Consider the following 25,115-nt stretch of genomic DNA (forward strand, 5'->3'; position numbering starts at 1 on the left):
AGCCGCCCCTAGAGAGAGGAACCCGCATGTCCAGCACTCGCCGGACCCGCACCACCCGCTCCATGCTCACGACCGTCGCCATCGGCGCGGTCGCCGCCGTCGGGCTCGTCATCTCCGCCCCGGGCAGCGGCGCGTTCGCGGTCACGGATCCGCACTCGCCCGAGGCCCGTGTGGGCCACTCCATCGAGACGGGGCACCTCCTCGACGACATGGAGTCGGGACGGATCACGGAGTCCGACATCGTCCGCGCTGCCAGCGTCGGCATCGACGTCGGCGGTCGGCACATCGACAACTGGATCGACCTCTCGGCCGCGCAGGCCGCCGAGATCCAGCCGACGGTCGACCGGCTGGACGCGGCCGCGAAGGCGGACCCCGAGATGATGGCCGCCCGGGACAGCCTCGCGAAGAGGGACGGCCTGCCGGAGGCGGGCGGCGCTGCCTCGGCGGGGCACGCGAGCACGGGCGGATCGATCGCGGAGTCCAAGCACTGGTGGAGCCACCTGATCCACTGGGTGACGCTCTACATCAACCACAACTGGCTCCGCGGGCTCATCGGCGTCAGCGCCGGTGCCGCCAGCGTGGCGGTGTGCGTCTTCTTCGACCTCAGCCGGGTGACGTGCGGGATCCTCGGCGCGTTCTTCAGCGGCGGCCTCGCGGAGGTCGTCAAGGGCAGCGCCTCCTGCAACGGCAAGGGCGTGTACATCAAGCTCCCCGACACCTGGAACTCGCATTGCGAGGAGTAGCCGCCGGGTCATCGACGCGCTGATCCGCAGGCCGCGCGGCGCCGTCGACCGCCGGATCGCGACGGGGTCGGGCGGGGGAGCTCCTCCCGCCCGGCCTCGGCCGTCGACGCCGGGTGTCGTCCTCCACCGTCCGCTCGGATGCTATTTCCTATAGGATCTGGATCCCGGGCATCCGGGCCCGACGACCGCGATGGAGCAGCATGCCGGAGACGACCGCGACGACCGTAACCACCCCGGGATCCCCGGCCGAGCCTGCCTTCAGCGCCGCGGACTGGCCCATCGCCACCTGCCTGCACGGCTTCTCGACGGTCGGCCGGGACGGCGTCGCCCTCCACGACGCGGAGGCCGCGGTATGGGACCGCATGTTCGCCGACATCGCGCGCGAGGGCTTCACGCTCGCCGAGCTCGCCGACAGCCACGTGCGGCCCGCCGACCTCGAGCCGTCCCGCCGCGACGAGCTCGTCTCCATCGCCCGCTCTCACGGCGTCGGCATCCCGTCGGTGCACCTGCAGCGGCAGAGCGTGATCATGCCCGGCCACGAGGAGAAGAACCTGGCCTACGCGCACCGCACCATCGACGCGATCGCCGAGATGGGCATGGACGTCTTCTCGACCGGCCTGCACCAGCCGTTCAGCGACGCGCAGCGGAAGGCGCTGTGGTTCTGGACTGCCGAGGGCCCAAAGGACCCCGACGACCCCGAGGTGTGGGATGCCGCCGTCACGCGCCTCCGCGAGCTCGGCCGGCACGCCGCGCAGCTGGGCCTCCGCATGGCGCTCGAGATGTACGAGGACACCTACCTCGGCACCGCCGACAGCGCCGTGCGGCTCGTGGAGGAGATCGGCCTCGACAACGTGGGGCTCAACCCCGACGTCGCGAACCTCATCCGCCTGCACCGCCCGGTCGAGAGCTGGCGCGAGCTGTACGCGAAGACGCTGCCGTACGCGAACTACTGGCACGTGAAGAACTACATGCGCGACGAGGCCGCCGACGGCAGCTGGGCGACCAGCGTCCCCACCACCATGAAGGCCGGCCTCATCGACTACCGGCAGGTGATCCGCGACGCGGTCGAGCTCGGCTTCGACGGGATCATCCTCACCGAGCAGTACGGCGGCGACAGCCTCGGCGTCTGCGCGGAGAACCGCGACTACATCCGCACGCTGCTGCCGCAGACGCGCGACGCAGAGGGAGAGGCATCATGACCGACCAGCACAGCACCGCACGCAGCATCGCCATCGTCGGATCCGGCTACATGGGCGGCGGCATCGCGCAGGTGCTCGCGCTCGCGGGCGCGCGGGTGCGCATCGCCGACATCTCGGAGGAGATCGCCGTCGCCAACCACGCGCGCCTGCTGGAGGAGGCGGCGAGGTTCGTCGCCGACGGGCTGTTCCCCGCCGATGCCGTGGAGCGGATCCGCGCCGCCGTGACGCCCTCCGCGTCCATCGAGGAGGGCGTCGCCGACGCCGACTTCATCGAGGAGGCCGTGCCCGAGAAGCTCGAGATCAAGCACGCGACGCTGCGGCGGATCTCGGCGGCGGCGCGGCCCGACGCGGTCATCGGATCCAACACCTCGACCATCCTCATCGGCTCGCTCGCGGAGGCCGTCACGAACCCCGAGCGGTTCCTCGGCGTGCACTTCTCGAACCCGGCGCCGTTCATCCCGGGTGTCGAGCTGATCCCGCACGCCGGCACCGACGAGCGGGCGATCGCGATGGCCGAGGGGATCGTCGCGGCCACCGGCAAGGAGACCGCGCGCGTCACCGACTCCACCGGCTTCGTGCTCAACCGCCTGCAGTACGCGCTCTTCCACGAGGCGACGCAGATCGTCGAGGAGGGCATCGCGACCCCCGAGGACATCGACACGATCGTCCGCACGACCTTCGGCTTCCGCCTGCCGGTCTTCGGCCCGTTCGCGATCGCCGACATGGCCGGCCTCGACGTGTACGCGTTCTGCTACGCGTCGCTGCAGACGCGCTGGCCCGAGCGCTTCGCGACGCCGGCGTCGCTCCAGGCGCACGTGGACGCGGGCGAGTACGGCACGAAGACCGGATCCGGCTACCTCGACGTGCCCGCCGAGCGCACCGAGGCGCTCGTGGCGTACCGGAACAGGGCGTACGTGGCGATCAAGAAGCTGATGGACGAGCTGGGTCCGGCGCCTATCGGGTAGCGGGCGTCCGTCGGGTCCGCGAGCGCCGCCCCGGCACCCGGGCCCGTGGTCTACTGGCTCGATGGACGAGTCGCCGCGCCCGGAGATCCGCTTCGCGCCCGCCCGGCCCGACGACGCCGGCGCCATGCGGGCGCTCGCCCGCCGGGCGTACCGGCGCTACGTGGACGTCATCGGCCGGGAGCCCGCGCCCATGATCGCGGACTACGCCCGCATCGCGTCCGCCGGCGAGACCGTGCTGGCGTGGCGGGGCGGGAGGGGCCGCCGAGCCGGACGGGGGAGGAACCGGACTCGGCGGCCTGGCCGACCGGGGGAACCTCGGGGGCGGACGGCCGGTGTCGCGTCGACGGGCGGCATTCGGGTCCCGCCGTCGACCAGGGCGACTACGGGCGACACTACGGGCGGCGTCGAGCGGTGATACGGGACGTTGGTCCCGGTCGCCGGAGCTCGCCGCCCCGCCGCTCTCCCCGGGGCTCTCCCTGGCCGGGTCTCACCGCCGTCGACGGCGCTCCAGCCCGTAGATCGCCGCCTGCGTGCGCCGCTCCACGCCGAGCTTGCGCAGGAGGCCGGAGACGTGGTTCTTCACCGTCTTCTCCGTCACGTCCAGGACCTCGCCGATCTGCCGGTTCGACATCCCCTCCGCGAGGAGGTCGAGCACGGCGCGCTCCCGCGGCGTGAGCGAGGCCAGGTGCGCGTCGGCGGCGCGGCCGTGCGTCGCGTGCGCGCGGGGATCCGCCGTGCGCGGCGCGGCGAGCTGCTCGCCGGCGGCGACGCGGCGGATGCCATCGAGGAGACCGTCACCGCGGATGTCCTTGAGCACGAACCCCGCCGCCCCGGCGAGGACGGCGGCGGCGCTGATCGCGTCGTCGTCGAAGGCGGTCAGCATCAGGCAGCGCACGTCCGGCATGGCCGCGCGGATCTCCCGGCACAGGGCGACGCCGTCCCCGTCGGGGAGCCGCACGTCGAGGACCGCGACGTCGGGGCGGGTCGCGGCGATGCGCACCAGGGCACTCGTCGCCGTGCCCGCCTGGCCCACGACGCGCAGGTCGGGCTCGCCGTCGACGAGCGCCGCGACGCCCCGGCGGACGATCTCGTGGTCGTCCACGATGAACACGGTGATCACGCGCCCGCCCCGCGTCGGGCCGCCGGGGCCGGTCTCATGCCGCGGCACGGGATCCTCTCCGCCGACCGGGACCTTCGTACCTGGCGGCCGGGGCGGGAGGGTCCGATGCTGGTCGCCAGGACCCCCGACGACACGTCGGGTCCCCGGGAGGTGTTCCGACATGTCGACTCCGCACGACGCGCGCGGCGGCCCGGCCGTGCCGCTCGGGGCACGGCCGTGACCGTCCACGTCCGACTCGCGGCCGCGGTGGCGACCCTGGTCGACCGCATGGACGACGACACGTCGGAGGCCTGGGACTCGCTGACCGGGCTGCAGGTCCTCCTGGTCCGCATCATCGCCGGCGGCGACCACGTGGACCGGGCCTCGCTCGCCATGGTGGCGCGGACGGCGCGCGCGGCGACCATCCCCAGCCTCCAGTCGCTCATCCGCAAGGGCATGGTCGCGGAGGTCGAGGACGGCGGCGGCACGCGGCTCGTGCTCGCCGAGGTCGGCCGCGCGATGCTCGACGACGTCGACCGCGCCCGGGCCGCGTGGCTGAGGCGGGCGGCGGAGGAGGCGGAGCCGCCGGTGCGCGAGGCGGACCTGGCGCGCGCGGCGAGCCTGCTGGAGCACGTCGGGGCGGGCCCTGCGGAGGGGGCGACCGCCGCGTCCTGACCGGGCGTCGTGGGTCCGTCGGTCACGCGACCGATCGGGTGGCGTCGACGGCGCTGCGCCGCACCGGCGAGAGGGGGTCGGGGATCACGGTGTCCTCCATCGGACGTCCTGGCCGCGCGGGTTCGCGGATCCGGTGCCGTCAGTCGGAGGCTAGGCCGCGGATCCGCCCTCGCACAGGGCCGAAAGACCCGGGTCACGCGGCCGGCGATGCGCTATGTCGCGGGCGTGCGCGCGAGGGGTCAGGACCCGGCACGCGCGGGGGTGGGGGATGTCGCGTGCCGTGTCCCTCTCCCTCCTCCGTCTCGGGTCCGGAGGAGGGAGGTCGAGAGGCGCCGGGGTGGGGCGCCGAGTCGGTGGGTCGGAGGGCGCGGGGATGGGCGCAGGTTGGGGCTGGGCTGGGCGGGGACGCCGGGCGGCTGCGCGGTCGTCGTGGCCGGGTGGGGGACCGCCTTCCGAGATCGACTCCCGGCGGGCGGGTGGTTCCGCCGCGGGATGCGGGTGGTCCCCGAGCCGTGTCATGACCCGGGGCAGGACGGGCCTCGATGCGGGATCGAGGCCGGGTCGTGCGCTGCGGGGACTGGGCAGGTGCGCGATGCGTTCGCGTGGGAGCAATGTATTGCGGAGAGCTGGGCGAGCGCTAGTCCCGATCTCGGCCGGAGGGGGAGCGCGGCTAGGCGGAGGGCGCGTCCGCGTCCCGGCGCGACCGCTCGCGCACGCGCTCGATGTGGGCGCGCATCGCGGCGGCCGCGGCATCCGGACCCTCGGCGACCGCGTCGATGATCGCCCGGTGCTCGTGCACGGCGTCGTCGGCGTCGTGGACGCCCGTGCGCATCGTCTGGCGCATGCGGTGCACTCGGGTCGAGATCGCCTCCGACATGTCGAGGAGGAACGGGTTGCCGGTCGCCTCGAAGATCCGGTGGTGGAAGTCCCAGTCGACGACGAAGTACTCCCGGATGAGGCCGACCGGCATCTCGCCGTCGCCCGTCGCCGCGCGCACCCGCTCCGTCGTCGCGCGGTGGGCCGCGAGGGCGTCCTCGAGCGTGGGCACGAGCCGGCTCGGATCCGCCGCCGCCAGGGCGGTCGCCCCGCCCTCGAGCACGATCCGCGCGTCGAACAGCGCCTCCAGCTGCTCGCCGGCGATGGGCGGCGCGACGCGGTAGCCCTTGTGCGCCTCGCGGGCGACGAGCCCGGTGCGCTCCAGCTGCACGAGCGCCTCGCGCACCGGCGTGGGCGAGACGTGGAGGTCGCGCGCGATCTGGTCGATGGCGAGGCGGGAGCCGGGCTCCATCGCGGATCCCATGAGCATGTCGAGCACGAGGTCGTAGACGCGGTCGCGCAGGCCCTGCCGGGCGGGCATCGCGGTCGCGTCGAGCGGGAGGCCGGTGGTCACCAGGACAGTCTGCCGTCAGCGGGAGGCGTCGGACGCCGGCCGGGCCGCGCGGGCGTGCACCTCGTCGAGGATGGCGGCGACGGCCCGCGGGTCGTGCGCGAACCGGCCGAGGAACAGGCCGTCGACGTGGTCGCCGATGCGGGTGAGGAGCCCGGGGCCGGCGCTGCCGCCGTAGACGACCGCGGATCCCGGGTGCGCGTCGAGCGCCCGCGCGTGCGCCCGCAGCTCCCGGCACACGCCCCGGATGTGCGCGTCCGGGGCGGGCTCGGCCGCGCCGATCGCCCACTGCGGCTCGTACGCGACCACGATCCGCCCGCCGTGGCCGCGCTCCGCCGCGAGGGCGAGCGCGTCGTCGAGCTGCCGGGCGCACTCCCGCGCCGCGTCGGCCGGATCCCCCCGCGTCTCCTCGCCGAGGCAGATCAGCGGCACGAGCCCCGCCCGCAGCGCGGCGTCGGCCTTCCGCCGCACGACCTCGTCGGTCTCGCCGAACAGCCGCCGCCGCTCCGCGTGCCCGACCTCGACGAACGCGCCGCCCAGCTCCCGGATCTGCCCGCCGGAGACCTCGCCCGTGAAGGCGCCGGCGTCCTCGGCCGCGAGGTCCTGCGCGCCGACGGCGGCGAGCCCGTCGAGGATCCCGACGGCGGCCGGCACCGACAGGTACGACGGCAGCACCACGAGCTCCGCCTCGCCGGCCCGGGTCGCCGGGTGCGCCCGTGCGACGTCCGCGACGGCCCGGCACCACGCGACCGTCTCGGCGTGCCCGAGGTGCATCTTCAGGCTCACGCCGACGAAGGCCGGCCATGTGGGCGGATGGGCGGGCACGGCCCTACTTCGCCTCGTACGCGCGGATCTCGTTGACCTTGTCGTTCGACGGGCTCGACGTGTCGAACTCGTACGTCAGCCACTCGCGCACGTTCCGCCGCGCCAGCTCCAGGCCGACCACGCGCTGCCCCATGCAGAGCACCTGCGCGTCGTTCGACAGCACGCTGCGCTCCACCGAGAAGCCGTCGTGCGCGGTGACGGCGCGGACGCCGGGCACCTTGTTCGCCGCGATGGACATGCCGAGGCCCGTGCCGCAGATCAGCACGGCCCGGTCGGCCTCGCCGCGCGCGACCATCTCGGCCGCCGTGGTCGCGACGGTCGGGTACGCGGTGTGGCCGTCGGCGTCGACGCCCACGTCCACCACGGACACGACGAGGCCGCTCGCCTCGAGGTCGGCCTTGATCGCCTCCTTGTGGTCGTATCCCGCGTCGTCCGCGCCGACGACGATGCGCCATGTCCTGGTCATGCTGTCCTCCTCTTGGCCGTGCTGCTGGTGGTGCTGCTGGTGCCGGTGGGTGTCATCGGTCGGCGAGGGCGCGGCCCACGGCCGCCGTGATGAGCGCGAGCGACACGGCACCGGGGTCGGCCGTGCCGACAGAGCGCTCGCCGTGCGACCGCGCGCGCCCGATGCCGGGCTTCAGCGCGGCCGTCGCGTCCGCGGCCTCCTGCGCCGCGTCGCTCGCGGCGGTCCACGCGTCGGCGAGCGACGCCCCGGATCCGACCCGCTCGGCGAGCACGTCGGCGAACGGCACGAGCGCGTCGACCATGGTCTTGTCGCCGAGCGCCGCCTTGCCGTGGCCCATCACGGCGTCGCGCGCGTCGCCCACGCCGCGGGCCACCGCCTCGGCCGTCGCGGGATCCGCGTCCTCGTCGTCGAGCGCGTCGCCGACCGCCTGCAGGATGAGCCCCCACAGCGCGCCGGACGTGCCGCCGCCCTTGTCTGACCACGCGTCGCCGGCCAGCCGGAGGGCGGTGCGGGCACCGGCGCCCTGCTCCACGGCCCGGGCCGCGCGCTCGGAGGCGGCCCGGGATCCGCGCAGCATGCCGATGCCGTGGTCGCCGTCGCCCGCGACGGAGTCGAGGCGCCCGAGCTCGTCGGCGTTCTCCGCGACGACCGCGTGCACGGCCTCGAGGGCGGTGGCCACGCGTGCGGCGGTGCGACGGGAGGCGTCGGTCGCGTCGGGGATCGCGGCGTCCACCTCGTCGTCCTCGCGCGCGTCCACGGGCTGGAGGGCGGATCCGTCGAACGCGCCGCTGCGGAAGGCGGGGGTGTCGGCGGGCGCGGTCCACAGCCGCTCGAGCTCCTCGTCGAGCCAGAACAGCGTGAGGGAGGCGCCGGCCATGTCGAAGCTCGTGCAGAACTCGCCGACCTGCGGATCCACGAGCGTGAGCCCCGCCTCCTCGAGCAGGTCCGCGACGCGCGTGAACACGACGAACAGCTCCTCGTTCTTCACGGATCCGAGGCCGTTGAGCACGGGTACGACCCGGGCGCCGCGCACCTCGACGCCGTCCGGGATCTCCGCCGTCGCGAGGAGGTGCTCGACGAACAGCTCGGCCAGGCCGTCCGCGGACGGGATGTCGGTCTCGTCGATGCCGGGCTCGCCGTGGATCCCGAGCCCGATCGCCATGCGCCCCTCCGGGACCGAGAACAGCGGCTCGTCCGCGCCCGGCAGCGTGCAGCCCGTGAAGGCGACGCCCATCGAGCGCGTGCGCGCGTTGGCGAGCCGGGCCACACGCTCGGTGTCGTCGAGGTCGTAGCCCGCGGCGGACGCGGCGCCCGCCGCCTTGAACACCGTGAGGTCGCCCGCGATGCCGCGGCGCTTGGCCTGCTCGTCGGGTGAGGCGCTGAAGATGTCGTCCGTCACGACGACCGTGCGGCAGTCGATGCCGTCGCGGCGCACGCGCTCCTGCGCGTCGTCGAAGTGCAGCACGTCGCCCGCGTAGTTGCCGTAGAGGAGGAGCGCGCCGCGGCCCTGCTCGCTCGAGCGGATCACCGACTCGACCTGGTGCGCCGACGGCGACGCGAAGAGGTTGCCCATCGCGGCGCCGTGCGCGAGGCCGGGGCCGACCAGCCCGCCGAACGCGGGGTAGTGGCCGGAGCCGCCGCCGATGACGACCGCCACCTCGGGATCCGCCGAGCGGGTGGAGCGGGAGACGCCGCCGTGCACCCGACGCACCCAGCGTCCGTTGGCGCGGACGAAGCCCGCCGTCATGTCGTCGGCGAAGTCGGCGGGGTCGTTCCAGAGCCGGGTCATCCGTGGGTCCTCCTCATCGAGCACGTGAGGAGATCCTATAGGATATTGGATCCCGTGGAGCGGCTCGCGCCGACCCGCGACTCAGCCGCGCGCGGTCCGCTCCTCGGCGAGCATCGCGTAGCCGACCCCGTCGATCCAGCCGAGGTCGCGGTGCAGCGAGTCGGCGGCCGCGTACGACTCCCGCCGCATGCCCACGCGCTCGGCGAGCCGGAGCGACGGTGCGTTGTCGGCGAACGCGCTCGCGACCACGCGGCGGACGCCGAGCCCCTCGAACGCGATCCTCACCGCCGCCCGCACCGCCTCGGTCGCGAGGCCGCGGCCGCCGACGGCCGGATCCAGGGTCCAGCCGAGCTCCGCCTGCGTGCCGACGGCGAGGTGCGCGACCTCGCGCTGCGCCCACGCGTCCTCGACCCGCACCATGACGTCGCCCACGACCCGGCCGTCGAGCTCGAGCACGAGCTGGTCGCGCAGCATGGCGCCGCTCCCTCCGATCCACGCGGCCTCGTCGACGGGCCGGGAGGTGACCCAGCGCGTGACCTCGTCGAGGCGCCGGTACGCCCACATGGCGGGCGCGTCGGCCGGGGACATGCGGCGGAGGAGGAGCCGCTCGGTGCGCACCGGCCAGGCGATGCGGTCGAGCGGGGCGGCGGCGGTCGGGGCGTCGTCGGGGGTCATCCGCCCATCGTGGCAGCGCCCGTGCGCCCTGCGCCGCCCGCTACCGGTCGACGAGCGTGATCTCGAACGAGTACAGGTCCGGTCGGTAGCAGTGCTGGCCGTACTCGACGGCGCGGCCCGAGCTGTCGAACGCGGTGCGCGACATGGTGAGCACCGCGCCGCCGCGCGGCAGGTCGAGCAGGCGCGCCTCCGAGGCGGTGGCCGCGCGGGCGCCGATGCGCTGCTTGGCGACGCGCATGATCACGCCGCGGCCGCGCAGCAGCTGGTACAGCCCGTGGGTCGCGAGGGCGTCCGGATCCAGGTCGACGAACGGCTCGGGCAGCACGTTGTCGAGGATCGCGAGCGGCACGCCGTCGGCCGTGCGCAGCCGGGTGAGGTGCAGCACCGGGCTGCCGACCGCGACGCCGAGCGCCTCGGCGACCTTCTCGTCGGCCTCGCCGCGCGACGACGACAGCATCTGCGTGGCCGGGGCCTGGCCCTGCCGCTCGAGGTCCTCGTAGAGGCTCGTGAGCTCGACGTTGCGCGTCACCCGACCGTGCACGACCTGCGTGCCGATGCCGCGGCGGCGCACGAGCAGGCCCTTGTCGACGAGATCCTGGATCGCCCGGCGGATGGTCGGCCGGGACAGCCCGAGACGGGTGCCGAGCGCGATCTCGTTCTCGAGCCGCGCGCCGGCCGGCAGCGTGCCGTCGTGGATCGCCGTCTCCAGCAGGGTGGCCACCTGGTAGTAGAGGGGCACCGGGCCCGAGCGGTCGAGCGCGAGGAACAGGTCGGGGGGCAGGATCTGCTCCGGTTGCGTCACGTCGATCGCTCCCTCGTAGGTCAGGTCAACGCCTCATCCTGGCATGCGGCTCGTCAGCGGCCCGCCGCGGGCGCGGCTCCCTCTTGGCCCGCGTCCGGGGCCGAGCCCGGGTCGCGCGCGAGCTCGTGCGCCAGCGAGTCGAGCTCGGCGCCGCCGGCCATGAGGCTCGTCAGCTCGCCCAGCGTGATCTCGTCCTTCTCGAACGTGCCGAGGCTGGATCCGCGGTTGAGCAGCAGGAACCGGTCGCCCACCGGGAAGGCGTGGTGCGGGTTGTGCGTGATGAAGACCACGCCGAGCCCCCGGTCGCGCGAGCGCGCGATGTACCGCAGCACGACGCCGGACTGCTTGACGCCGAGGGCCGCGGTGGGCTCGTCCAGGATCAGCACGCGGGCGCCGAAGTGCACGGCCCGGGCGATGGCGACGCACTGGCGCTCGCCGCCGGACAGCGTGCCGATGGGCTGGTCGACGTCGCGGAGGTCGATGCCCATCTGCGCGAGCTGCTCGTGCGTGATCGCCTTCATGGCCGCCACGTCGAGCCGGCGGAACGGCCCCTTCCCCTTCGTGATCTCGGAGCCGAGGAAGAAGTTCCGCCACACGGGCATGAGGGGCACGACCGCGAGGTCCTGGTAGACGGTCGCGATGCCGGCCTGGAGCGCCGCGCGCGGGGATCCGAGGGTGACGGGCTCGCCGTCGAGGAGCATCGTGCCCTCGCTCGGCGCGTGCACGCCCGCGAGCATCTTGATGAAGGTCGACTTGCCGGCGCCGTTGTCGCCGAGCACGCACGTGACCTGGCCCGCGGCGACCACGGTCGAGACGCCCGTGAGCGCGTTGACGGCGCCGTAGCTCTTGCCGATGTCGCGGACCTCGAGGATGGTCGTGCCGACGGGCGGCAGCGGGGGAGTCGGGCGTCCGCCTGCTTCCTCGGCGGCTCCCGGGACGGCGCCGGCCAGGGGCTCGGACGCGGCGCTCGCGCTCGTCTCGGCGCTCATCGTCCGCCTCCCGCCCGCGTGCGCACCAGGTTGTTCAGCAGCACCGCCGCGAGGAGCATCACACCGAGGATCGTGCGCAGCCAGTTCGTGTCCCACTGGGCGAAGGTGATGCCCTGGAAGACCATGCCGTAGATCAGCGCCCCGAGCGCCGCGCCGATGGCCGAGCCGAAGCCGCCCGTGAGCAGGCACCCGCCGACGACCGCGCAGATGATGTAGATGAACTCCTGGCCGACGCCCGTGTTCGCCTGCACCGTGGAGGTGCGGAACAGCGAGATCATCCCGACGAGCCAGGCGGCGCCCGCCGTGCCCATGAAGAGGCCGATCTTCGTCTTGAGCACCGGGACGCCCACCTGGCGGGCGGACTCCTTGGCGCCGCCGACCGCGAAGATCCAGTTGCCGGCGCGCGTGCGCAGCAGGATCCAGGTGGCGACGGCAGCGACCGCGAACCACCACAGCACCGAGACGTAGAAGCCACCGCCGCCGATCTCGAGCGAGGAGCCGAAGATCGGCTGGATCTGGTCGTACGACGGCACCTTCGTCATGCCCTGGATCGCGACCTGGCCGGTGATGAGCTTGGTGACGGCGAGGTCGACGCCCGCGAGCGCGAAGAACGTGCCGAGCGTCACGATGAAGCTCGGCAGGCCCGTCTTCATCACGAGGAATCCGTTGAGCGCGCCGATCGCCAGGGCCGCCGCGAGCGAGACGAGCACCGCGACCCAGATGCTGAGGCCGTAGTGCGACGTGAGGATGCCGACCACGAGCGCCGAGAAGCCCGTCATGACGCCGGCGGAGAGGTCGAACTCGCCGCCGATCATGAGCATCGCCACGGCGACCGCCATGATCCCGAAGGTCGACGCCGACTCGAGCCACACGCCCGCGCCGGCGAGGGTGAGGAACTGCGGCGTGTAGAGGGAGAAGAACACCAGCACGGCGAGGGCCGCCACGAGGGCGCCGATCTCCGGGCGGGCGAGGATCTTGCGGATCGGCCTGTTCTCGAGGCGCGGCCTCGTGGCGATCGTCACGATGTCCGTCGTGGTCAACGCGGGGCTCCTTCGGTGAGCGTCGGGGGAGTGCGGTGCGGTGGGGGACGAGGGGAGGGCGGGCCGGACGCGTCGGGCGCGCCCGGCGGGCCGGCTACCGGGTGCCGTTCTTCGCGAACTCGGCGACCTGCGCCGCGTTGTCCTTCGTCACGAACGCGGGTCCGGAGTAGACGGGCTGGCCGCCGCCGATGACGTTGCCGTTGGTGGCGTAGAGGTCGAGCGCGGTGATCCCGAGGAAGCCCTGCACGTACGGCTGCTGGTCGACCGCGAACAGGATCTTGTCGGCCTCGACCGCGCTGACGACGTCCTCCGAGAGGTCGAACGTGCCGATCTGCGCCTTGCTGCCCGACTCCTCGACCGCGCCGACCGCGTCGATGGCGTACTGGCCGCCGAGCGTGAGCACGCCGTCGATCGAGGGATCCGCCTGCAGCTTCGACTTGATGGTCGCCTTCACGTCGGCGTCGTTCGTGCCGTCCACCTGGAGGTTCGCCATCTGGCCCGAGAAGGCGCTCGCCGCGGAGGAGCAGCGCTCCTCGAGGCCGACGTTGCCGGCCTCCTGGATCACGCAGAGCGCGTTCTTCAGTCCCGCGTCGCCGAGGCGCTTGCCGACGGCCTCGCCCGCGACCGTCTCGCTCTGGCCGATGTGGGTGAGGGCGCCGAACTCGGCCGAGCGCTCGATCCCGGAGTTGATGGTGACCACGGGGATGCCCGCCGCCACGGCCTTCTCGACGCTGTCCTTCACGCCGTCGGGGTTCGCCATCGAGACGACGATCCCGTCGACCTTCTGCGCGACCGCGTTGTCGATGAGCTGGGACTGCTTGGCGGGATCCGGGTCCGCGTTGTACGTGACGGTGGCGCCGTACTGGCCGCCCGCGGTCTCGGCGCCCGCCTTCACGCGGTCCCAGAAGGCGTCGCCCGGGCCGGAGTGGGTGACCACCGCGAAGGTGAGGTCGCCGCCGCCGCTCGCGCCGCCCGCGGTGGGCGCGGCCTCCTGGCCGGTGCCCGCGCACGAGGTGAGGAGGAACCCGGCTGCGACCGCGAGGCCGAGGGGGGCGAGGAATCTGTTCTTCATCGAATGCTCCTTGTCGGGCGGACGCCCGCGCGCGGGGTCCTGGACGTCGTCGTCGGGGCGATCTTCGTCCCGCCCGACGTGGTTTGTCAACACATGCTGACAAGACGGATCCCTGTCGTGACCCATCGTCGTCCGGCGGTCTCCCCGACGGATCCGAGCCTCCAGTCTGCCGCCTCCTCGGGACCCGCCGCGCGCGACGACACCCGACCGCGGTGCGCGCGGTCGGGCGGATCCTCCGTCGGTCCCCTCCCGGGTCAGAGCGAGACGGCCACCGCCACGCGCTCCTCGGCCGAGCGCTGCGCCGCGTCGGCGAGCAGGAGCGCCGCGCGGCCGTCGGCGAACGTCGGGCTGTCGGAGGCCTCGCCCCGGGCCAGGCGGATGAAGGCGCGCAGCTCGGCGACGTACGCGGCGGCGTAGCGCTCCAGGAAGAAGTCCTGGTAGGGCGGCTTGCCCTCGACGCTCGTGGCGTTCGAGACGCTCACGAGGCTCGTGAGCGCGTTCGCCACCTGCAGGGATCCGCGCGACCCGAACGCCTCGATCCGCTGGTCGTAGCCCACGGCGCTGTGCCGCGAGTTCGTGATGACCACGAGCGCGCCGGTGGACGCGCGGAGCGTCACGACCGCCGTGTCGAAGTCGCCGTGCTCGCGGGCGCCCGGGTCGAACGTGGTGGATCCGGTCGCCTGCACCTCGACGATGTCGGGCAGGAAGTACCGGGCCATGTCGAGGTCGTGGATGGTCATGTCGCGGAAGATGCCGCCGGAGACCCCCACGTACGCGGCGGGCGGCGCGGCCGGGTCGCGGCTCGTGATCGACAGCTGCTCGAGCGCGCCGATCTCGCCCGCGGCCACGCGGGCGCGCGCCTCCGCGAACGCCGGGTCGAAGCGGCGGTTAAAGCCGAGCGCCACCGGCACGCCGGAGGAGAGCACGCGGGGGAGGAGGGCGTCGACCCGCGCGATGTCGAGGTCGATGGGCTTCTCGCACAGCACGGGCAGGCCGTGGTCGATCGCGGCGGCGATGAGGTCGACGTGCGTGGGCGTGGGCGAGGCGATGAGGACCGCGTCGATGCCGCCCGACGCCATCATCTCCGCCGCGTCCTCCGTGACCGTGCCGCCGAGGCGGGCGGAGAGCGCGCGGGCGCCGTCGACGAACGGGTCGCAGATCCACGCGAGCTCGGCGTCGGGATCCGCGGCGATGTTGGCGGCGTGGACCTGGCCGATGCGGCCGGTGCCGATCAGGCCGAAGCGCAGGGGGGTGGTGGTCATGTCGCCGTCCTCGTGTGTGGTGGTGGATGCGGGTGCGCCGGGGTGGGCGCCAGGTCAGGCCCAGGCGCGGAGCGCCTCGCGGTTGACGCGCTGGTCCTCCGTGCGCTCGGCCCGGAAGCGGCGGATGTCGGCGTCGGGCGCGTTGAGCACGTCCTGCTCGACCACCACCCAGCCGTCGTAGCCCTGCGCCTCGATCGCGGTCATCACGCTCGCGAGGTCGACGTCGCCCCGGCCGAATGCCACGAACGCGCCGGAGGACCACACCTCGCGCATGCCGCCGCCCGCGGCGAGCACGCGGCGGAGCTCGGCGGCGTCGACGTCCTTGAGGTGCAGGTGGGTGATCCGCGACCCCCAGCGGGAGATCGCCGCGAGTGGGTCGCCGCCCGCGATGACGAGGTGGCCGGTGTCGAGCGTGAGACCGACGTCGACCTGGTCGAGGAACCGGTCGATCTCCTCGGGCGACTCCACGAACGTGCCCGCGTGGTGGTGGAACGTGGGCTCGAAGCCCGCGGCGCGCGTGATCTCCGCCGCACGCGCGGTGTTGCGGACGAGGCGCGACCACGCGGCGTCGTCGAGCGGGTCGGCCTCGGCGCCGCGGCCCGGGGCGGCGGCGCGGGGCGCGGATCCGGAATCAGCGAGCGTCGGCAGCGGCAGCCGCCCGGGTCCGGCCTCGGCCGCCTCCTGGAACACGCGCAGCGACGCGTGCAGCTCGGGCAGGGACGCCTCGAACGCGTCGTCGTCGGAGAGGGGGAGCTGGATCCAGCCGCCGGCGAGCTCGAGGCCCGCGCCCGTGAGCCGGTCGCGCAGCTCCCGCCCGCGCCCGAGGTAGCCGACGGGCCCCAGGTCGATCCCCGCGTACCCGGTCTCGGCCAGCGCCTCCACCATGTCGTCGGGGGGCACGACCTCGGTGCCCTCGGGCGTCAGCTCGAACACCCCGAAGCTCACGGGGGCGCCGGCGACAGTGGCCCTCACGCGGCGGATCCCGTCGGGTGGGCAGTCACGGCGGCGCGGGGCGCGGGGGTGGTGCGGGTCTGGACCATGCGGCGTCGCACTGCTCCTCGTGGCCGGCGGGCGGATGTTTGTCCTGACGATAGTACGTGGGAGAGGTCCTCCGCCATGGTCCCGACCGGCCCGCGTCGTCGCGCCGCGTCGAGCGCATGACGAGCCGGTGACGATCCGGTTGCGACCCGCCGCCCGCGGTCGCGCCCGGCCTACGCTCGACGGGAGATCCCCCGTGCGGGGGAACCCGCGACGCCGAGGGGGACGACGCCATGCACGACACCGAGACCGCACCCGCATCCGCCGCCACGGGCAGGGGGAGCGGCCCCGTGGGGGCCCGCCGCGTCGCCCGCCCGCTCGCCGTCGCGACCGCCCTGGCCCTCGGCCTCTCCGCGCTCGTCGCGTCGCCCGCCGAGGCCGCGACCGTCGCCATCGCCGACGTGCAGGGCAGCGGCAGCACGACCCCGTTCGCCGGCCGCGTCGTCACGGTCGAGGGCGTCGTCACCGCCGACTACCGAGGGGCGAGCGGCTACGCGGGCGTCGTGATCCAGACCCCCGGCTCGGGCGGCGGGACCGACGCGACGCCCGGCGCCTCCGACGGCGTCTTCGTCTACCTCGGCGGCCAGGACCCGGCCGTCGCGATCGGCGACCTGGTCCGCGTCACGGGCACCGCGTCGGAGCGCCAGGGCCAGACCCAGGTCGCCGCGACCGCGACCGACCTCGTGCGGGCCGGCGTCGGGGTGCCCGCCGCCACCCCGCTCCCCGACACGCTCCGCGGCGCCGACCGCGAGTCGCTCGAGAGCATGCTCGTGACGCCCACGGGCGACTACCGCGTCGGATCCGCGCACCAGCTCGACACGTACGGCACGCTCTGGCTGAGCGCCGGCGCCGACCTGCCCGTGAAGGCCACCGACGTCGTGCGCCCGGGTGCCGAGGCCGACCGGATCACCGCCGACAACCGGGCGCGCCGGCTCCTCCTCGACGACGGCTACAACATCCAGCTCACCAACGCCGCGTACCCCGCGGGCGCGACGCAGCCGTACTACTCGGCCGACCGCGTGGTGCGCAACGGCGACGTCCCCGTCTTCCCGACCACGCCCTACGTGCTCGCCTACGGCTTCGACGACTGGCGCCTCCAGCCCACGACGCCCGTCACCTCGCTCGACGCGGCCGGCCGGGTGCCGACCTTCACGAGCGGGAACCCGCGCCCCGCGTCCTCGCCCGAGGTGGGCGGCGACGTGCGCATCGCCGGGTTCAACGTCCTCAACTACTTCACGACGCTCGGGGAGCGCGGCGCGGCCACCGCGGAGGAGTTCCGGAAGCAGCGCGCCAAGATCGTCACGGCGATCACCGGCCTCGACGCGCAGGTCGTGACGCTGATGGAGATCGAGAACTCGACCCGCTTCGGGGAGCCCGCGGACACCGCGACGGCCGACCTCGTGCGCGGCCTGAACGACGCCGCCGGGAAGAAGGTCTGGGACTACGTGCGCACGCCCGCCGCGCTCGCGTCGACGCCGACCGACGAGATCCAGAACGCGATCATCTACCGCACCGACGCCGTCACGCCGGTCGGGGCGGCCGCCACGCAGATCGACGAGACGGTGTGGGGCAACGCCCGCGAGCCGATCGCCCAGGCGTTCCGCGGCGGCGACCAGACGTTCACGGTGGTCGCGAACCACCTCAAGTCGAAGTCGGGATCCGGCACGCAGCCGGCGGACGGCCAGGGCTTCTTCAACGCCGACCGCGTCGCGCAGGCGGAGGCCGTCGCGCGCTTCGCGTCCGAGCTGCAGGCGTCGAGCGGATCCGACCTCCTCTACCTGCTCGGCGACTTCAACGCCTACTCCGAGGAGGACCCGATCCAGGCACTCCGCGACGCCGGCTTCGTCGACCTCGTGGCCGCCAAGGCGCCGGGCGAGCGCACGTACTCCTTCGACGGCGAGGTGGGATCCCTCGACCACGTGCTCGTGACCCGCGCCGGCGCCGAGCGCGTCACGGGCGTCGGGGTGTGGGACATCAACGCGCCCGAGTGGGCGGCGCGCGAGTACGGCGGGGCCGCGACCGACGGATCCAGCGCCTTCCGCTCCAGCGACCACGACCCCGTCAAGGTCGGCCTCGACACGATCCGCGACGCGTCGACCCTCGTCGGGTACGCCGACCGCCTGCTCGTCCGCAGCGGACAGGCCGTGGCGTACTCCCTGCGGCTGCAGGCGGGCGGCGCTCCCGTGGCCGGCCGCGTGCAGGTCCTCGACCGGGGCCGGGCGATCACCTCCGTCGACGTCACCGACGCCGACGCCGGCCGCGCGACCGTCACGCTGCCGAGGCTCTCCCGCGGGATCCACCTCATCACCGCGAGCTACGCGGGCGACTCCGGGGCCAAGGGGTCGAGCACCGTCTGGCCGTCGATCGTCCTCGTCCGGTAGCCGCCCGCCGCACGCGGAATGCGCGGACCGCGCGCCCGGTTGCACCCCGAGACCGCACGAACCGAGCACGAGAAGAGGACGCACCATGGCCACCACCGAGCTGACCGCCGAGAACTTCGAGAGCATCGTCGACTCCAACGGCATCGTCGTCGTCGACTTCTGGGCCGACTGGTGCGGCCCCTGCAAGCAGTTCGCGCCCGTCTTCGACAAGTCGAGCGAGAAGCACGCCGACATCGTCCACGGCAAGGTCGACACCGAGGCGCAGCAGTTCCTCGCGCAGCAGGCGAACATCTCCGCCATCCCGACGCTCATGATCTTCAAGGACCAGACGCTGATCTTCAGCCAGGCCGGCGCGCTGCCCGCCCCGGCGCTCGAGTCGCTCATCGAGGAGGTGCGCGCCGTCGACGTGGCCGCCCTCAAGGAGCAGGCCGCCGCCGAGGCCGCGCAGGCCACGCCCGGCGCCAGCGCCGACCCGACCGCGATCTGACCCGCGGCTGATCCGCATCCGCGGCTGATCGGCGCCGACGGCCCCTCCCCATCCGGGAGGGGCCGTCCGTGTCCCCACCGCCCCTCTCCCCGCCGTCCGCGGAGCACGCCCCGGATACGATTGCCCCGATGACCTCCACCCCTCCCGCTCCCGCCGGATCCGTCGCGTCCGGCGCCGCCCTGGCCCCCGCCCTCGAGTGCCTCGGCACGGTCTTCGGGTACGACGCCTTCCGCGGCGACCAGCAGGAGATCGTCGAGCACGTCATCGGCGGCGGCGACGCGCTCGTGCTCATGCCCACGGGCGGCGGCAAGTCGCTCTGCTACCAGATCCCGAGCCTGGTCCGCGAGGGCACGGGCGTCGTCATCTCGCCGCTCATCGCCCTCATGCAGGACCAGGTCGACGCGCTGCGCGCCGTCGGCGTCCGGGCCGCGTTCCTCAACTCCACGCAGGACCTCGAGACGAGCCGCGCGGTCGAGCGCGCCCTGCTCGACGGCGACCTCGACCTGCTCTACCTCGCTCCCGAGCGCCTCATCCTCGACCGGATGGGCCGCCTCCTCGACGAGGCCCGCATCGCCCTCTTCGCCATCGACGAGGCGCACTGCGTCTCCCAGTGGGGCCACGACTTCCGCAAGGACTACCTGGCGCTGTCGATGCTGCAGGAGCGCTGGCCGGAGGTCCCGCGCATCGCGCTCACCGCCACGGCCAACGAGGCCACGCACGCCGACATCACCGCGCGCCTGGGCCTCCAGGACGCGCGCCACTTCGTCTCCTCGTTCGACCGCCCGAACATCCGCTACCGCATCGTCCCCAAGGCCGAGCCGCGCAAGCAGCTGGTCGACCTCATCCGGAACGAGCACGCGGGCGACCCCGGCATCGTCTACTGCCTGAGCCGCAAGACCGTCGAGCAGACGGCCGAGGCGCTGAACAAGCAGGGGATCACCGCGCTGCCGTACCACGCGGGCCTCGACGCGGCCGTCCGCCAGCGCAACCAGGCGCGCTTCCTCCGCGAGGACGGCATCGTCATGTGCGCCACCATCGCGTTCGGCATGGGCATCGACAAGCCCGACGTGCGCTTCGTCGCCCACATCGACCTGCCGAAGTCCATCGAGGGCTACTACCAGGAGACCGGGCGCGCGGGCCGCGACGGCCTACCGTCCACCGCCTGGCTCGCCTACGGCCTGCAGGACGTCGTGCAGCAGCGCCGCATGATCGACCAGTCCGAGGGCGACGCGCAGCACCGCCGCCGGCTCTCCCAGCACCTCGATGCGATGCTCGCGCTGTGCGAGACGGTCGGCTGCCGCCGCGTGCAGCTCCTGCGCTACTTCGGCGAGGAGACGGGTCCGTGCGGCAACTGCGACACGTGCCTCGAGCCCGTCGAGACGTGGGACGCCACGGTGCCCTCGCAGAAGCTACTGTCCACGATCGTGCGGCTGCAGCGCGAGCGGAACCAGCGCTTCGGGGCGGCGCACCTCATCGACATCCTGCTCGGCAACGAGACCGACCGCGTCCGCCAGCAGGGGCACGACCAGCTCGCCACCTTCGGCATCGGCGGCGAGCTCACCGACGTCCAGTGGCGCGGCGTCGTCCGCCAGCTCCTCGCGCAGGGCCTGCTCGGCGTGAGCGACGACGGTTACGGCACGCTCGTCATCACCGCGGGCAGCGGCGACGTCCTCAGCGGATCCCGCCAGGTGCCCATGCGGCAGGAGCCCGAGCGCATCGTGCGCGGCCGCGGCACCCGCACCACGCGCGCGAAGGGCGGCCAGGTGGTCGACCTCCCCGAGGAGGCGCAGGGGCTCTTCGAGGCGCTCCGGGCCTGGCGCTCGGAGCAGGCCAAGGAGCAGGGCGTCCCCGCGTACGTGGTGTTCGCCGACGTGACCCTGCGCGAGGTCGCGACGGTGCGCCCGCAGGACCTCGGTCAGCTCGCCGGGATCACGGGCATCGGCCAGAAGAAGCTCGACACGTACGGCGCGGGGCTGCTCGCGGTCGTCGCCGCCGGGTCCGCCGCGGCCGAGTAGGGCACCGGCCGACCTGCGCTCGGCGGGGGAGAGGGACCCGGTCCCGAGCCTCGAGGGCTGCGGGACCGAGCCGCGCACACGGCCGACTTTTACCCGAAGACCGGCCCGGCGCTGGCGGGACAGCTCACCCGAAGAGCTGTCGCCGTTGCCCACGATCGTACTGGTCCGGCCGCGGGCTCCACGCGGGCTGTGGGGAGCGGGCGAGGCGTGGTAAGGCGTGCGGGCCGCACGCGAGCGGCCGTGAGGACCCCGCATGTAAACACCGTGTAACGGGAGGCCGCAGACGCTTCATCGGGATTGCCAACACCGTATGGCGTATTTGTAATATGTCACCTACCACCGGCTGCCCAAGGCCGGACGAGGGAGCGCCATGGCAGTGACAGGAGCGGATGCGGACGCTGTCCGCACGGGGCGCGGCCGCGCTGCCGTCCTCCCCAGCACCGGATCACGCCGACCGCTGGGCGCCGACGCCGTCACCCTCGAGGGCGGTCTGCTCGGGGCGTGGCAGGAGCGCAACCGGGCCCGGACCATCCCCCACGCCATCGCGTCCATGACCGCCGCCGGCAACCTCGACGACCTCCGCGCGGCCGTCGACGGGCCGGGCGAGCGGCCCCTGCCCCGCTACCCGTTCCTCGACACCGACGTCTACAAGACCCTCGAGGGCATCGCCTACGAGGTCGGACGCGGTGCCGCGAGCCCGGAGATGCGCGCCTTCCTCGACGAGGCCGCGGACGTGCTCGAGCGCGTGCAGGCGGACGACGGCTACATCGGCTCGTACGTGCAGCGGCCGGGATCCGACCGCGAGCCCTGGTCCGACCTCGCCTGGGGCCACGAGCTCTACAACCTCGGGCACCTGATCCAGGCCGCCGTCGCCGAATCCCGGCAGGGCGGCGACGGCCGGCTCCTCGCCGTGGCCCGCCGCTTCGCCGACGCCGCGGTGCGGGAGTTCGGCCCCGGCGGACGCGTCGCGGTCTGCGGCCACCCCGAGGTCGAGATGGCGCTCGTCGAGCTCTCCCGCGAGACGGGGGAGCGCGCGTACCTCGACCTCGCCGCCGCGTTCATCGACCGGCGCGGGCGCGGCACGGTCGCCACGCGGATCTTCCCCGCCGAGTACTTCCAGGACGCGCACCCCTTCCGCGAGATGCCCGCCGTCACGGGTCACGCCGTCCGCATGGCCTACCTCGCCGCGGGTGCGACGGACGTGGCGACGGAGACGGGCGACGCCGAGCTGCTCGCCGCATCCGTCCGCCTGTTCGACGACGCGGTGCGCACCCGCCTCTACGTCACCGGCGGGCTCGGCAGCCGTCACTCGGACGAGGCGATCGGCGACGCCTACGAGCTGCCGAGCGAGCGGTCCTACAGCGAGACCTGCGCGGCCATCGCGGTGATGCAGTGGGCGTGGCGCCTCTTCCTCGCCACGGGCGAGCCGCGCTTCCTTGACACCCACGAGACCGTGCTGCTCAATGCCTACGCGGTCGGTCTCTCCGCCGACGGCACGGGCTTCTTCTACGACAACCCGCTCCAGCGCCGCCCGGACCACCACGCGCAGTCGGGCGCCGAGACCGAGGGCGAGCTGATGCGCCGCCCGTGGTTCACCTGCCCGTGCTGCCCGCCGAACATCGTGCGCTGGATGAGCGAGCTGCAGGACCACGTCGCGGTCGCGGAAGGCGACGACCTCGTGATCGCGCACCCGGCCGCGTGCGCGATCCGCACCGACGAGATCGACGTCCGCGTGACGACCGCGTACCCGTGGGACGGCGCCGTGCGCGTCGAGGTGCTGCGCGCATCCGGCGCGGAGACCGGCATCGTGATCCGCCGCCCGGGCTGGTGCCGCTCCGCGACCGCGGTCGTGTCGGGCGCCGACGGGTCCGAGGTGCAGGTCGACGCGGAGGCCGGCGACCGGTGGATCCGCGCCACCCGCGCCTGGGCCGCCGGGGACGCGCTCGTGGTCGAGCTGGACATGCCCGTGCGCGCCCTCGGATCCCACCCGCACCTCGACGCCACCCGGGGGACCCTCGCGGTGGCGCGCGGACCGGTCGTCTACGCGGTCGAGCAGGAGGACGCCGGCGCACCCGTCGACGACCTGCTCCTCGACCCGCGCGACCTGGCGGCGGCGCGACCCGTGCCGCTCCCCGTCGCCGACCCGTGGGGTCCCGCGTCGGACGCGCGCGCGGAGACCGGACCGGGCCTCGCGCTCGCCGTCCGCCTCCGCCGCGCGCTCCCCGCACCGGACGAGCTCTACCCCGAGGTCGTCCCCGGCGCCACCGTCCCCGCCGCGTCGGCCGACCCCGTCGACGCCGTGCTCGTGCCGTACGCCCTCTGGGGCAACCGGTCGCCCGCCGCCATGCGGGTCTGGATCCGCGCCGCCGACACCGGCTGAGCCGCCCTCCCCGCGCACGCCCACGGATCCACCCGATGCGGGGCGATCGCGCGCACCTCCGCTTCCCCATCCCTCCATCGCACGACCCCGTCCGTCACTCCCCACCCGGTGCGCCTCGGCCGCCCTCCACGAAACGAGAGTCCGATGAACAGACGAATCACCGCAGTCGGGCTGGCCCTCGCCGCCAGCCTCGCCCTCACGTCCTGCGCCGGCGCCGGCGGCAAGGCCGCCGCCGACATCACCGGCCCCGCCGACACCGGCGGCACCATGCACGTGCTGCAGGTGTCGGACTTCCCGCACCTGGACCCCGCGATGGGCTACGAGACCGACCTCGCGGACGTCTACCGGCTCATCTACCGCACGCTCACCACGACCACCGGCAAGGACGGCGCTACGATCGCGCCCGACCTCGCCACCGACACCGGCACGCCGAACGCCGACGCGACCGAGTGGACCTTCACGCTCAAGGACGGGCTGAAGTTCGAGGACGGCTCCCCGATCACGAGCCAGTCGATGAAGTTCGGCGTGGAGCGGTCCTTCGACCCCGCGCTCGCCATCGGCTCGCCCTACGCACGCATGTACCTCGAGGGCGGCGACGCCTACAAGGGCCCGTACCAGTCGGGCGACCTGGCCTCCATCGAGACCCCCGACGAGAAGACCATCGTCTTCCACCTCAACCGCTCCGTGCCGGAGTTCGCGAGCGTCACGGCGCAGAGCACGTTCGTCCCGTTCCCCGTGGACAAGGACCGCGTCACGGTGACGAGCGTGGACCAGCAGCCCATCTCCTCCGGCCCGTACAAGGTGAGCGCCCGGACGCCCGGCCAGTCCCTCACGCTCGTGCGCAACCCCGAGTGGGACGCGTCCACCGACGAGGTCAGGACCGCCAAGCCGGACGAGTGGCAGTTCACGATGGGGCTCGACCAGGCCACCATCGACGAGCGCATGATCGCCGGACAGGGCGACGACGCGAACGCCATCGCCTACGGGATCACCGCCGCGTCCGTCTCCCGCATCCAGACGCCGCAGATCAAGGCGCGCACCGTCTCGGGCGACAGCGGCTGCACCACGTACCTCGCGCTCAACACGACGAAGCCGCACCTGGGCGACGTGCGCGTGCGGCAGGCCATCGCCTACGCCGTGGACAAGAAGTCGCTCGCCGACGTGGCCGGCGGCCCCATGATCGCGGAGCCCGCGTCGACGATCCTCACCCGCAGCGTCCCCGGCCACAAGGACTTCGACCTCTACCCCAGCACCGACAGCGCGGGCGACGTCGACAAGGCCAAGGCGCTCCTCGCCGAGGCGGGCCTGCAGGACGGCTTCACGATCACGCTCGACGTGGCCAGCGTGCCGACGTCGCAGAAGGCGGCGGAGGCGCTCCAGCAGTCCCTCGCCCGCGTCGGGATCACCGTCGCGATCAACCTCCTCGACACGGCGACCTACAACGAGACCATCGCCACCACCTCGCAGCAGCACGACGCGGCCGAGGCCGGCTGGTGCCCCGACTGGAACTCCGCCAGCACGGTGCTCCCCATCCTGTTCGACGGACGCCAGATCCCCGAGAAGGGCAACAGCAACCTGTCGCAGATCGACGACCCCGCGATCAACGCGAAGATCGACGAGGTCTCGGCCATGACCGACCTGAAGGCCGCGGACGCCGCATGGGGAGACCTCGACGAGCAGGTGCAGCAGCTGGCCCCCGTGGTGCCGCTCCTCTACGGCCAGGCCGTGCTCGTGCTGGGGCAGAACGTGCGGAACGCGTACTCGAGCCCGCTCTACAACGGGGCCCCGGACTTCGCCACCATCGGCCTCCACACGGGGAAGTAGGC

General features: G+C 73.7%; 21 protein-coding genes. 9 read left to right on the forward strand and 12 right to left on the reverse strand.

The features are described from left to right. Positions 1–26 precede the first annotated feature (26 nt). The 3 genes from CMN_RS03555 to CMN_RS03565 all read left to right on the forward strand — a co-directional run bounded on the left by CMN_RS03555 (position 27) and on the right by CMN_RS03565 (position 2,907). On the forward strand, positions 27–743 hold the full coding sequence (locus CMN_RS03555) for a hypothetical protein (RefSeq protein ID WP_015489485.1): 717 nt from the start codon (positions 27–29) through the stop codon (positions 741–743). A gap of 200 nt (positions 744–943) precedes the next feature. After that, positions 944–1,942 (forward strand): sugar phosphate isomerase/epimerase family protein, encoded by a 999-nt coding sequence (locus tag CMN_RS03560; RefSeq protein WP_015489486.1) that lies wholly within the window; start codon positions 944–946, stop codon positions 1,940–1,942. Then, a complete protein-coding gene (locus CMN_RS03565; protein WP_015489487.1) occupies positions 1,939–2,907 on the forward strand; it encodes a 3-hydroxyacyl-CoA dehydrogenase family protein in 969 nt (322 codons plus the stop codon). Before CMN_RS03560 ends, CMN_RS03565 begins: the two co-directional genes overlap by 4 nt. A 487-nt stretch (positions 2,908–3,394) precedes the next feature. On the opposite strand, the gene CMN_RS03575 is transcribed toward CMN_RS03565, so the two are convergent. Then, complete coding sequence (locus tag CMN_RS03575) at positions 3,395–4,027, reverse strand: response regulator (RefSeq protein WP_041465429.1); 633 nt, start codon at positions 4,025–4,027, stop codon at positions 3,395–3,397. A 216-nt stretch (positions 4,028–4,243) separates the two neighbouring features. Between CMN_RS03575 and CMN_RS03580 the strand changes: the two genes are divergently transcribed. Next, positions 4,244–4,681: a hypothetical protein gene (locus CMN_RS03580; RefSeq protein ID WP_015489489.1), complete on the forward strand. Its 438-nt coding sequence runs from the start codon at positions 4,244–4,246 to the stop codon at positions 4,679–4,681. A gap of 670 nt (positions 4,682–5,351) precedes the next feature. Here the strand turns inward: CMN_RS03580 and CMN_RS03585 are convergent. From CMN_RS03585 to CMN_RS03635, 11 genes are all read right to left on the reverse strand, one after another. Then, entirely contained in the window at positions 5,352–6,071 is a 720-nt protein-coding gene (locus CMN_RS03585) for a GntR family transcriptional regulator (RefSeq protein WP_015489490.1), read from the reverse strand. 15 nt (positions 6,072–6,086) lie between these two features. Next, positions 6,087–6,893: a triose-phosphate isomerase family protein gene (locus CMN_RS03590; RefSeq protein WP_015489491.1), complete on the reverse strand. Its 807-nt coding sequence runs from the start codon at positions 6,891–6,893 to the stop codon at positions 6,087–6,089. Positions 6,894–6,897: 4 nt separating this feature from the next. Continuing rightward, the gene (locus CMN_RS03595; protein WP_015489492.1) at positions 6,898–7,359 is read right to left on the reverse strand and encodes a ribose-5-phosphate isomerase; all 462 of its coding nucleotides are present in this window, start codon (positions 7,357–7,359) and stop codon (positions 6,898–6,900) included. Between the two features lie 52 nt (positions 7,360–7,411). Beyond that, the gene (locus tag CMN_RS03600; protein WP_015489493.1) at positions 7,412–9,148 is read right to left on the reverse strand and encodes a dihydroxyacetone kinase family protein; all 1,737 of its coding nucleotides are present in this window, start codon (positions 9,146–9,148) and stop codon (positions 7,412–7,414) included. Positions 9,149–9,229: 81 nt separating this feature from the next. Next, on the reverse strand, positions 9,230–9,823 hold the full coding sequence (locus tag CMN_RS03605; protein WP_015489494.1) for a GNAT family N-acetyltransferase: 594 nt from the start codon (positions 9,821–9,823) through the stop codon (positions 9,230–9,232). A 40-nt stretch (positions 9,824–9,863) separates the two neighbouring features. Next, positions 9,864–10,625, reverse strand: a complete 762-nt coding sequence (locus CMN_RS03610; RefSeq protein WP_015489495.1) for a GntR family transcriptional regulator — start codon at positions 10,623–10,625, stop codon at positions 9,864–9,866. A gap of 53 nt (positions 10,626–10,678) precedes the next feature. After that, a complete protein-coding gene (locus tag CMN_RS03615) occupies positions 10,679–11,614 on the reverse strand; it encodes an ATP-binding cassette domain-containing protein (RefSeq protein WP_015489496.1) in 936 nt (311 codons plus the stop codon). Then, positions 11,611–12,654, reverse strand: a complete 1,044-nt coding sequence (locus tag CMN_RS03620; protein ID WP_015489497.1) for an ABC transporter permease — start codon at positions 12,652–12,654, stop codon at positions 11,611–11,613. The genes CMN_RS03615 and CMN_RS03620 overlap by 4 nt, the downstream gene beginning before the upstream one ends. A 94-nt stretch (positions 12,655–12,748) precedes the next feature. Further along, a complete protein-coding gene (locus CMN_RS03625; RefSeq protein WP_015489498.1) occupies positions 12,749–13,726 on the reverse strand; it encodes a sugar ABC transporter substrate-binding protein in 978 nt (325 codons plus the stop codon). Between the two features lie 254 nt (positions 13,727–13,980). Next, positions 13,981–14,988, reverse strand: coding sequence for an inositol 2-dehydrogenase (iolG, locus tag CMN_RS03630; protein ID WP_015489499.1), 1,008 nt, complete (start codon positions 14,986–14,988; stop codon positions 13,981–13,983). A 54-nt stretch (positions 14,989–15,042) separates the two neighbouring features. Then, the gene (locus CMN_RS03635; RefSeq protein WP_015489500.1) at positions 15,043–15,960 is read right to left on the reverse strand and encodes a sugar phosphate isomerase/epimerase family protein; all 918 of its coding nucleotides are present in this window, start codon (positions 15,958–15,960) and stop codon (positions 15,043–15,045) included. A gap of 299 nt (positions 15,961–16,259) precedes the next feature. Here CMN_RS03635 and CMN_RS03640 point away from each other — a divergent pair, with 299 nt between their 5' ends. From CMN_RS03640 to CMN_RS03660, 5 genes are all read left to right on the forward strand, one after another. Then, positions 16,260–18,407, forward strand: coding sequence for an ExeM/NucH family extracellular endonuclease (locus CMN_RS03640; protein ID WP_015489501.1), 2,148 nt, complete (start codon positions 16,260–16,262; stop codon positions 18,405–18,407). Positions 18,408–18,492: 85 nt separating this feature from the next. After that, complete coding sequence (gene trxA / locus CMN_RS03645; protein ID WP_012037481.1) at positions 18,493–18,894, forward strand: thioredoxin; 402 nt, start codon at positions 18,493–18,495, stop codon at positions 18,892–18,894. A gap of 128 nt (positions 18,895–19,022) precedes the next feature. Then, on the forward strand, positions 19,023–20,909 hold the full coding sequence (gene recQ / locus CMN_RS03650) for a DNA helicase RecQ (RefSeq protein WP_015489502.1): 1,887 nt from the start codon (positions 19,023–19,025) through the stop codon (positions 20,907–20,909). A gap of 370 nt (positions 20,910–21,279) precedes the next feature. Then, positions 21,280–23,289 (forward strand): glycoside hydrolase family 127 protein, encoded by a 2,010-nt coding sequence (locus CMN_RS03655; RefSeq protein ID WP_015489503.1) that lies wholly within the window; start codon positions 21,280–21,282, stop codon positions 23,287–23,289. Positions 23,290–23,433: 144 nt separating this feature from the next. After that, positions 23,434–25,113, forward strand: coding sequence for an ABC transporter substrate-binding protein (locus CMN_RS03660; RefSeq protein ID WP_015489504.1), 1,680 nt, complete (start codon positions 23,434–23,436; stop codon positions 25,111–25,113). Positions 25,114–25,115 lie beyond the last annotated feature (2 nt).

The organism is Clavibacter nebraskensis NCPPB 2581 (assembly GCF_000355695.1).
Lineage (GTDB): Bacteria > Actinomycetota > Actinomycetes > Actinomycetales > Microbacteriaceae > Clavibacter > Clavibacter nebraskensis.

Excerpts from the sequence above, each read along its gene's own strand:
- CMN_RS03555 (WP_015489485.1), top strand. The coding sequence starts at position 27 with ATGTCCAGCACTCGCCGGACCCGCACCACCCGCTCCATGCTCACGACC.
- CMN_RS03560 (WP_015489486.1), top strand. The coding sequence starts at position 944 with ATGCCGGAGACGACCGCGACGACCGTAACCACCCCGGGATCCCCGGCC.
- CMN_RS03565 (WP_015489487.1), top strand. The coding sequence starts at position 1,939 with ATGACCGACCAGCACAGCACCGCACGCAGCATCGCCATCGTCGGATCC.
- CMN_RS03595 (WP_015489492.1), bottom strand. The coding sequence starts at position 7,359 with ATGACCAGGACATGGCGCATCGTCGTCGGCGCGGACGACGCGGGATAC.
- CMN_RS03600 (WP_015489493.1), bottom strand. The coding sequence starts at position 9,148 with ATGACCCGGCTCTGGAACGACCCCGCCGACTTCGCCGACGACATGACG.
- CMN_RS03605 (WP_015489494.1), bottom strand. The coding sequence starts at position 9,823 with ATGACCCCCGACGACGCCCCGACCGCCGCCGCCCCGCTCGACCGCATC.
- CMN_RS03615 (WP_015489496.1), bottom strand. The coding sequence starts at position 11,614 with ATGAGCGCCGAGACGAGCGCGAGCGCCGCGTCCGAGCCCCTGGCCGGC.
- CMN_RS03625 (WP_015489498.1), bottom strand. The coding sequence starts at position 13,726 with ATGAAGAACAGATTCCTCGCCCCCCTCGGCCTCGCGGTCGCAGCCGGG.
- iolG (WP_015489499.1), bottom strand. The coding sequence starts at position 14,988 with ATGACCACCACCCCCCTGCGCTTCGGCCTGATCGGCACCGGCCGCATC.
- CMN_RS03640 (WP_015489501.1), top strand. The coding sequence starts at position 16,260 with ATGCACGACACCGAGACCGCACCCGCATCCGCCGCCACGGGCAGGGGG.
- trxA (WP_012037481.1), top strand. The coding sequence starts at position 18,493 with ATGGCCACCACCGAGCTGACCGCCGAGAACTTCGAGAGCATCGTCGAC.
- recQ (WP_015489502.1), top strand. The coding sequence starts at position 19,023 with ATGACCTCCACCCCTCCCGCTCCCGCCGGATCCGTCGCGTCCGGCGCC.
- CMN_RS03655 (WP_015489503.1), top strand. The coding sequence starts at position 21,280 with ATGGCAGTGACAGGAGCGGATGCGGACGCTGTCCGCACGGGGCGCGGC.
- CMN_RS03660 (WP_015489504.1), top strand. The coding sequence starts at position 23,434 with ATGAACAGACGAATCACCGCAGTCGGGCTGGCCCTCGCCGCCAGCCTC.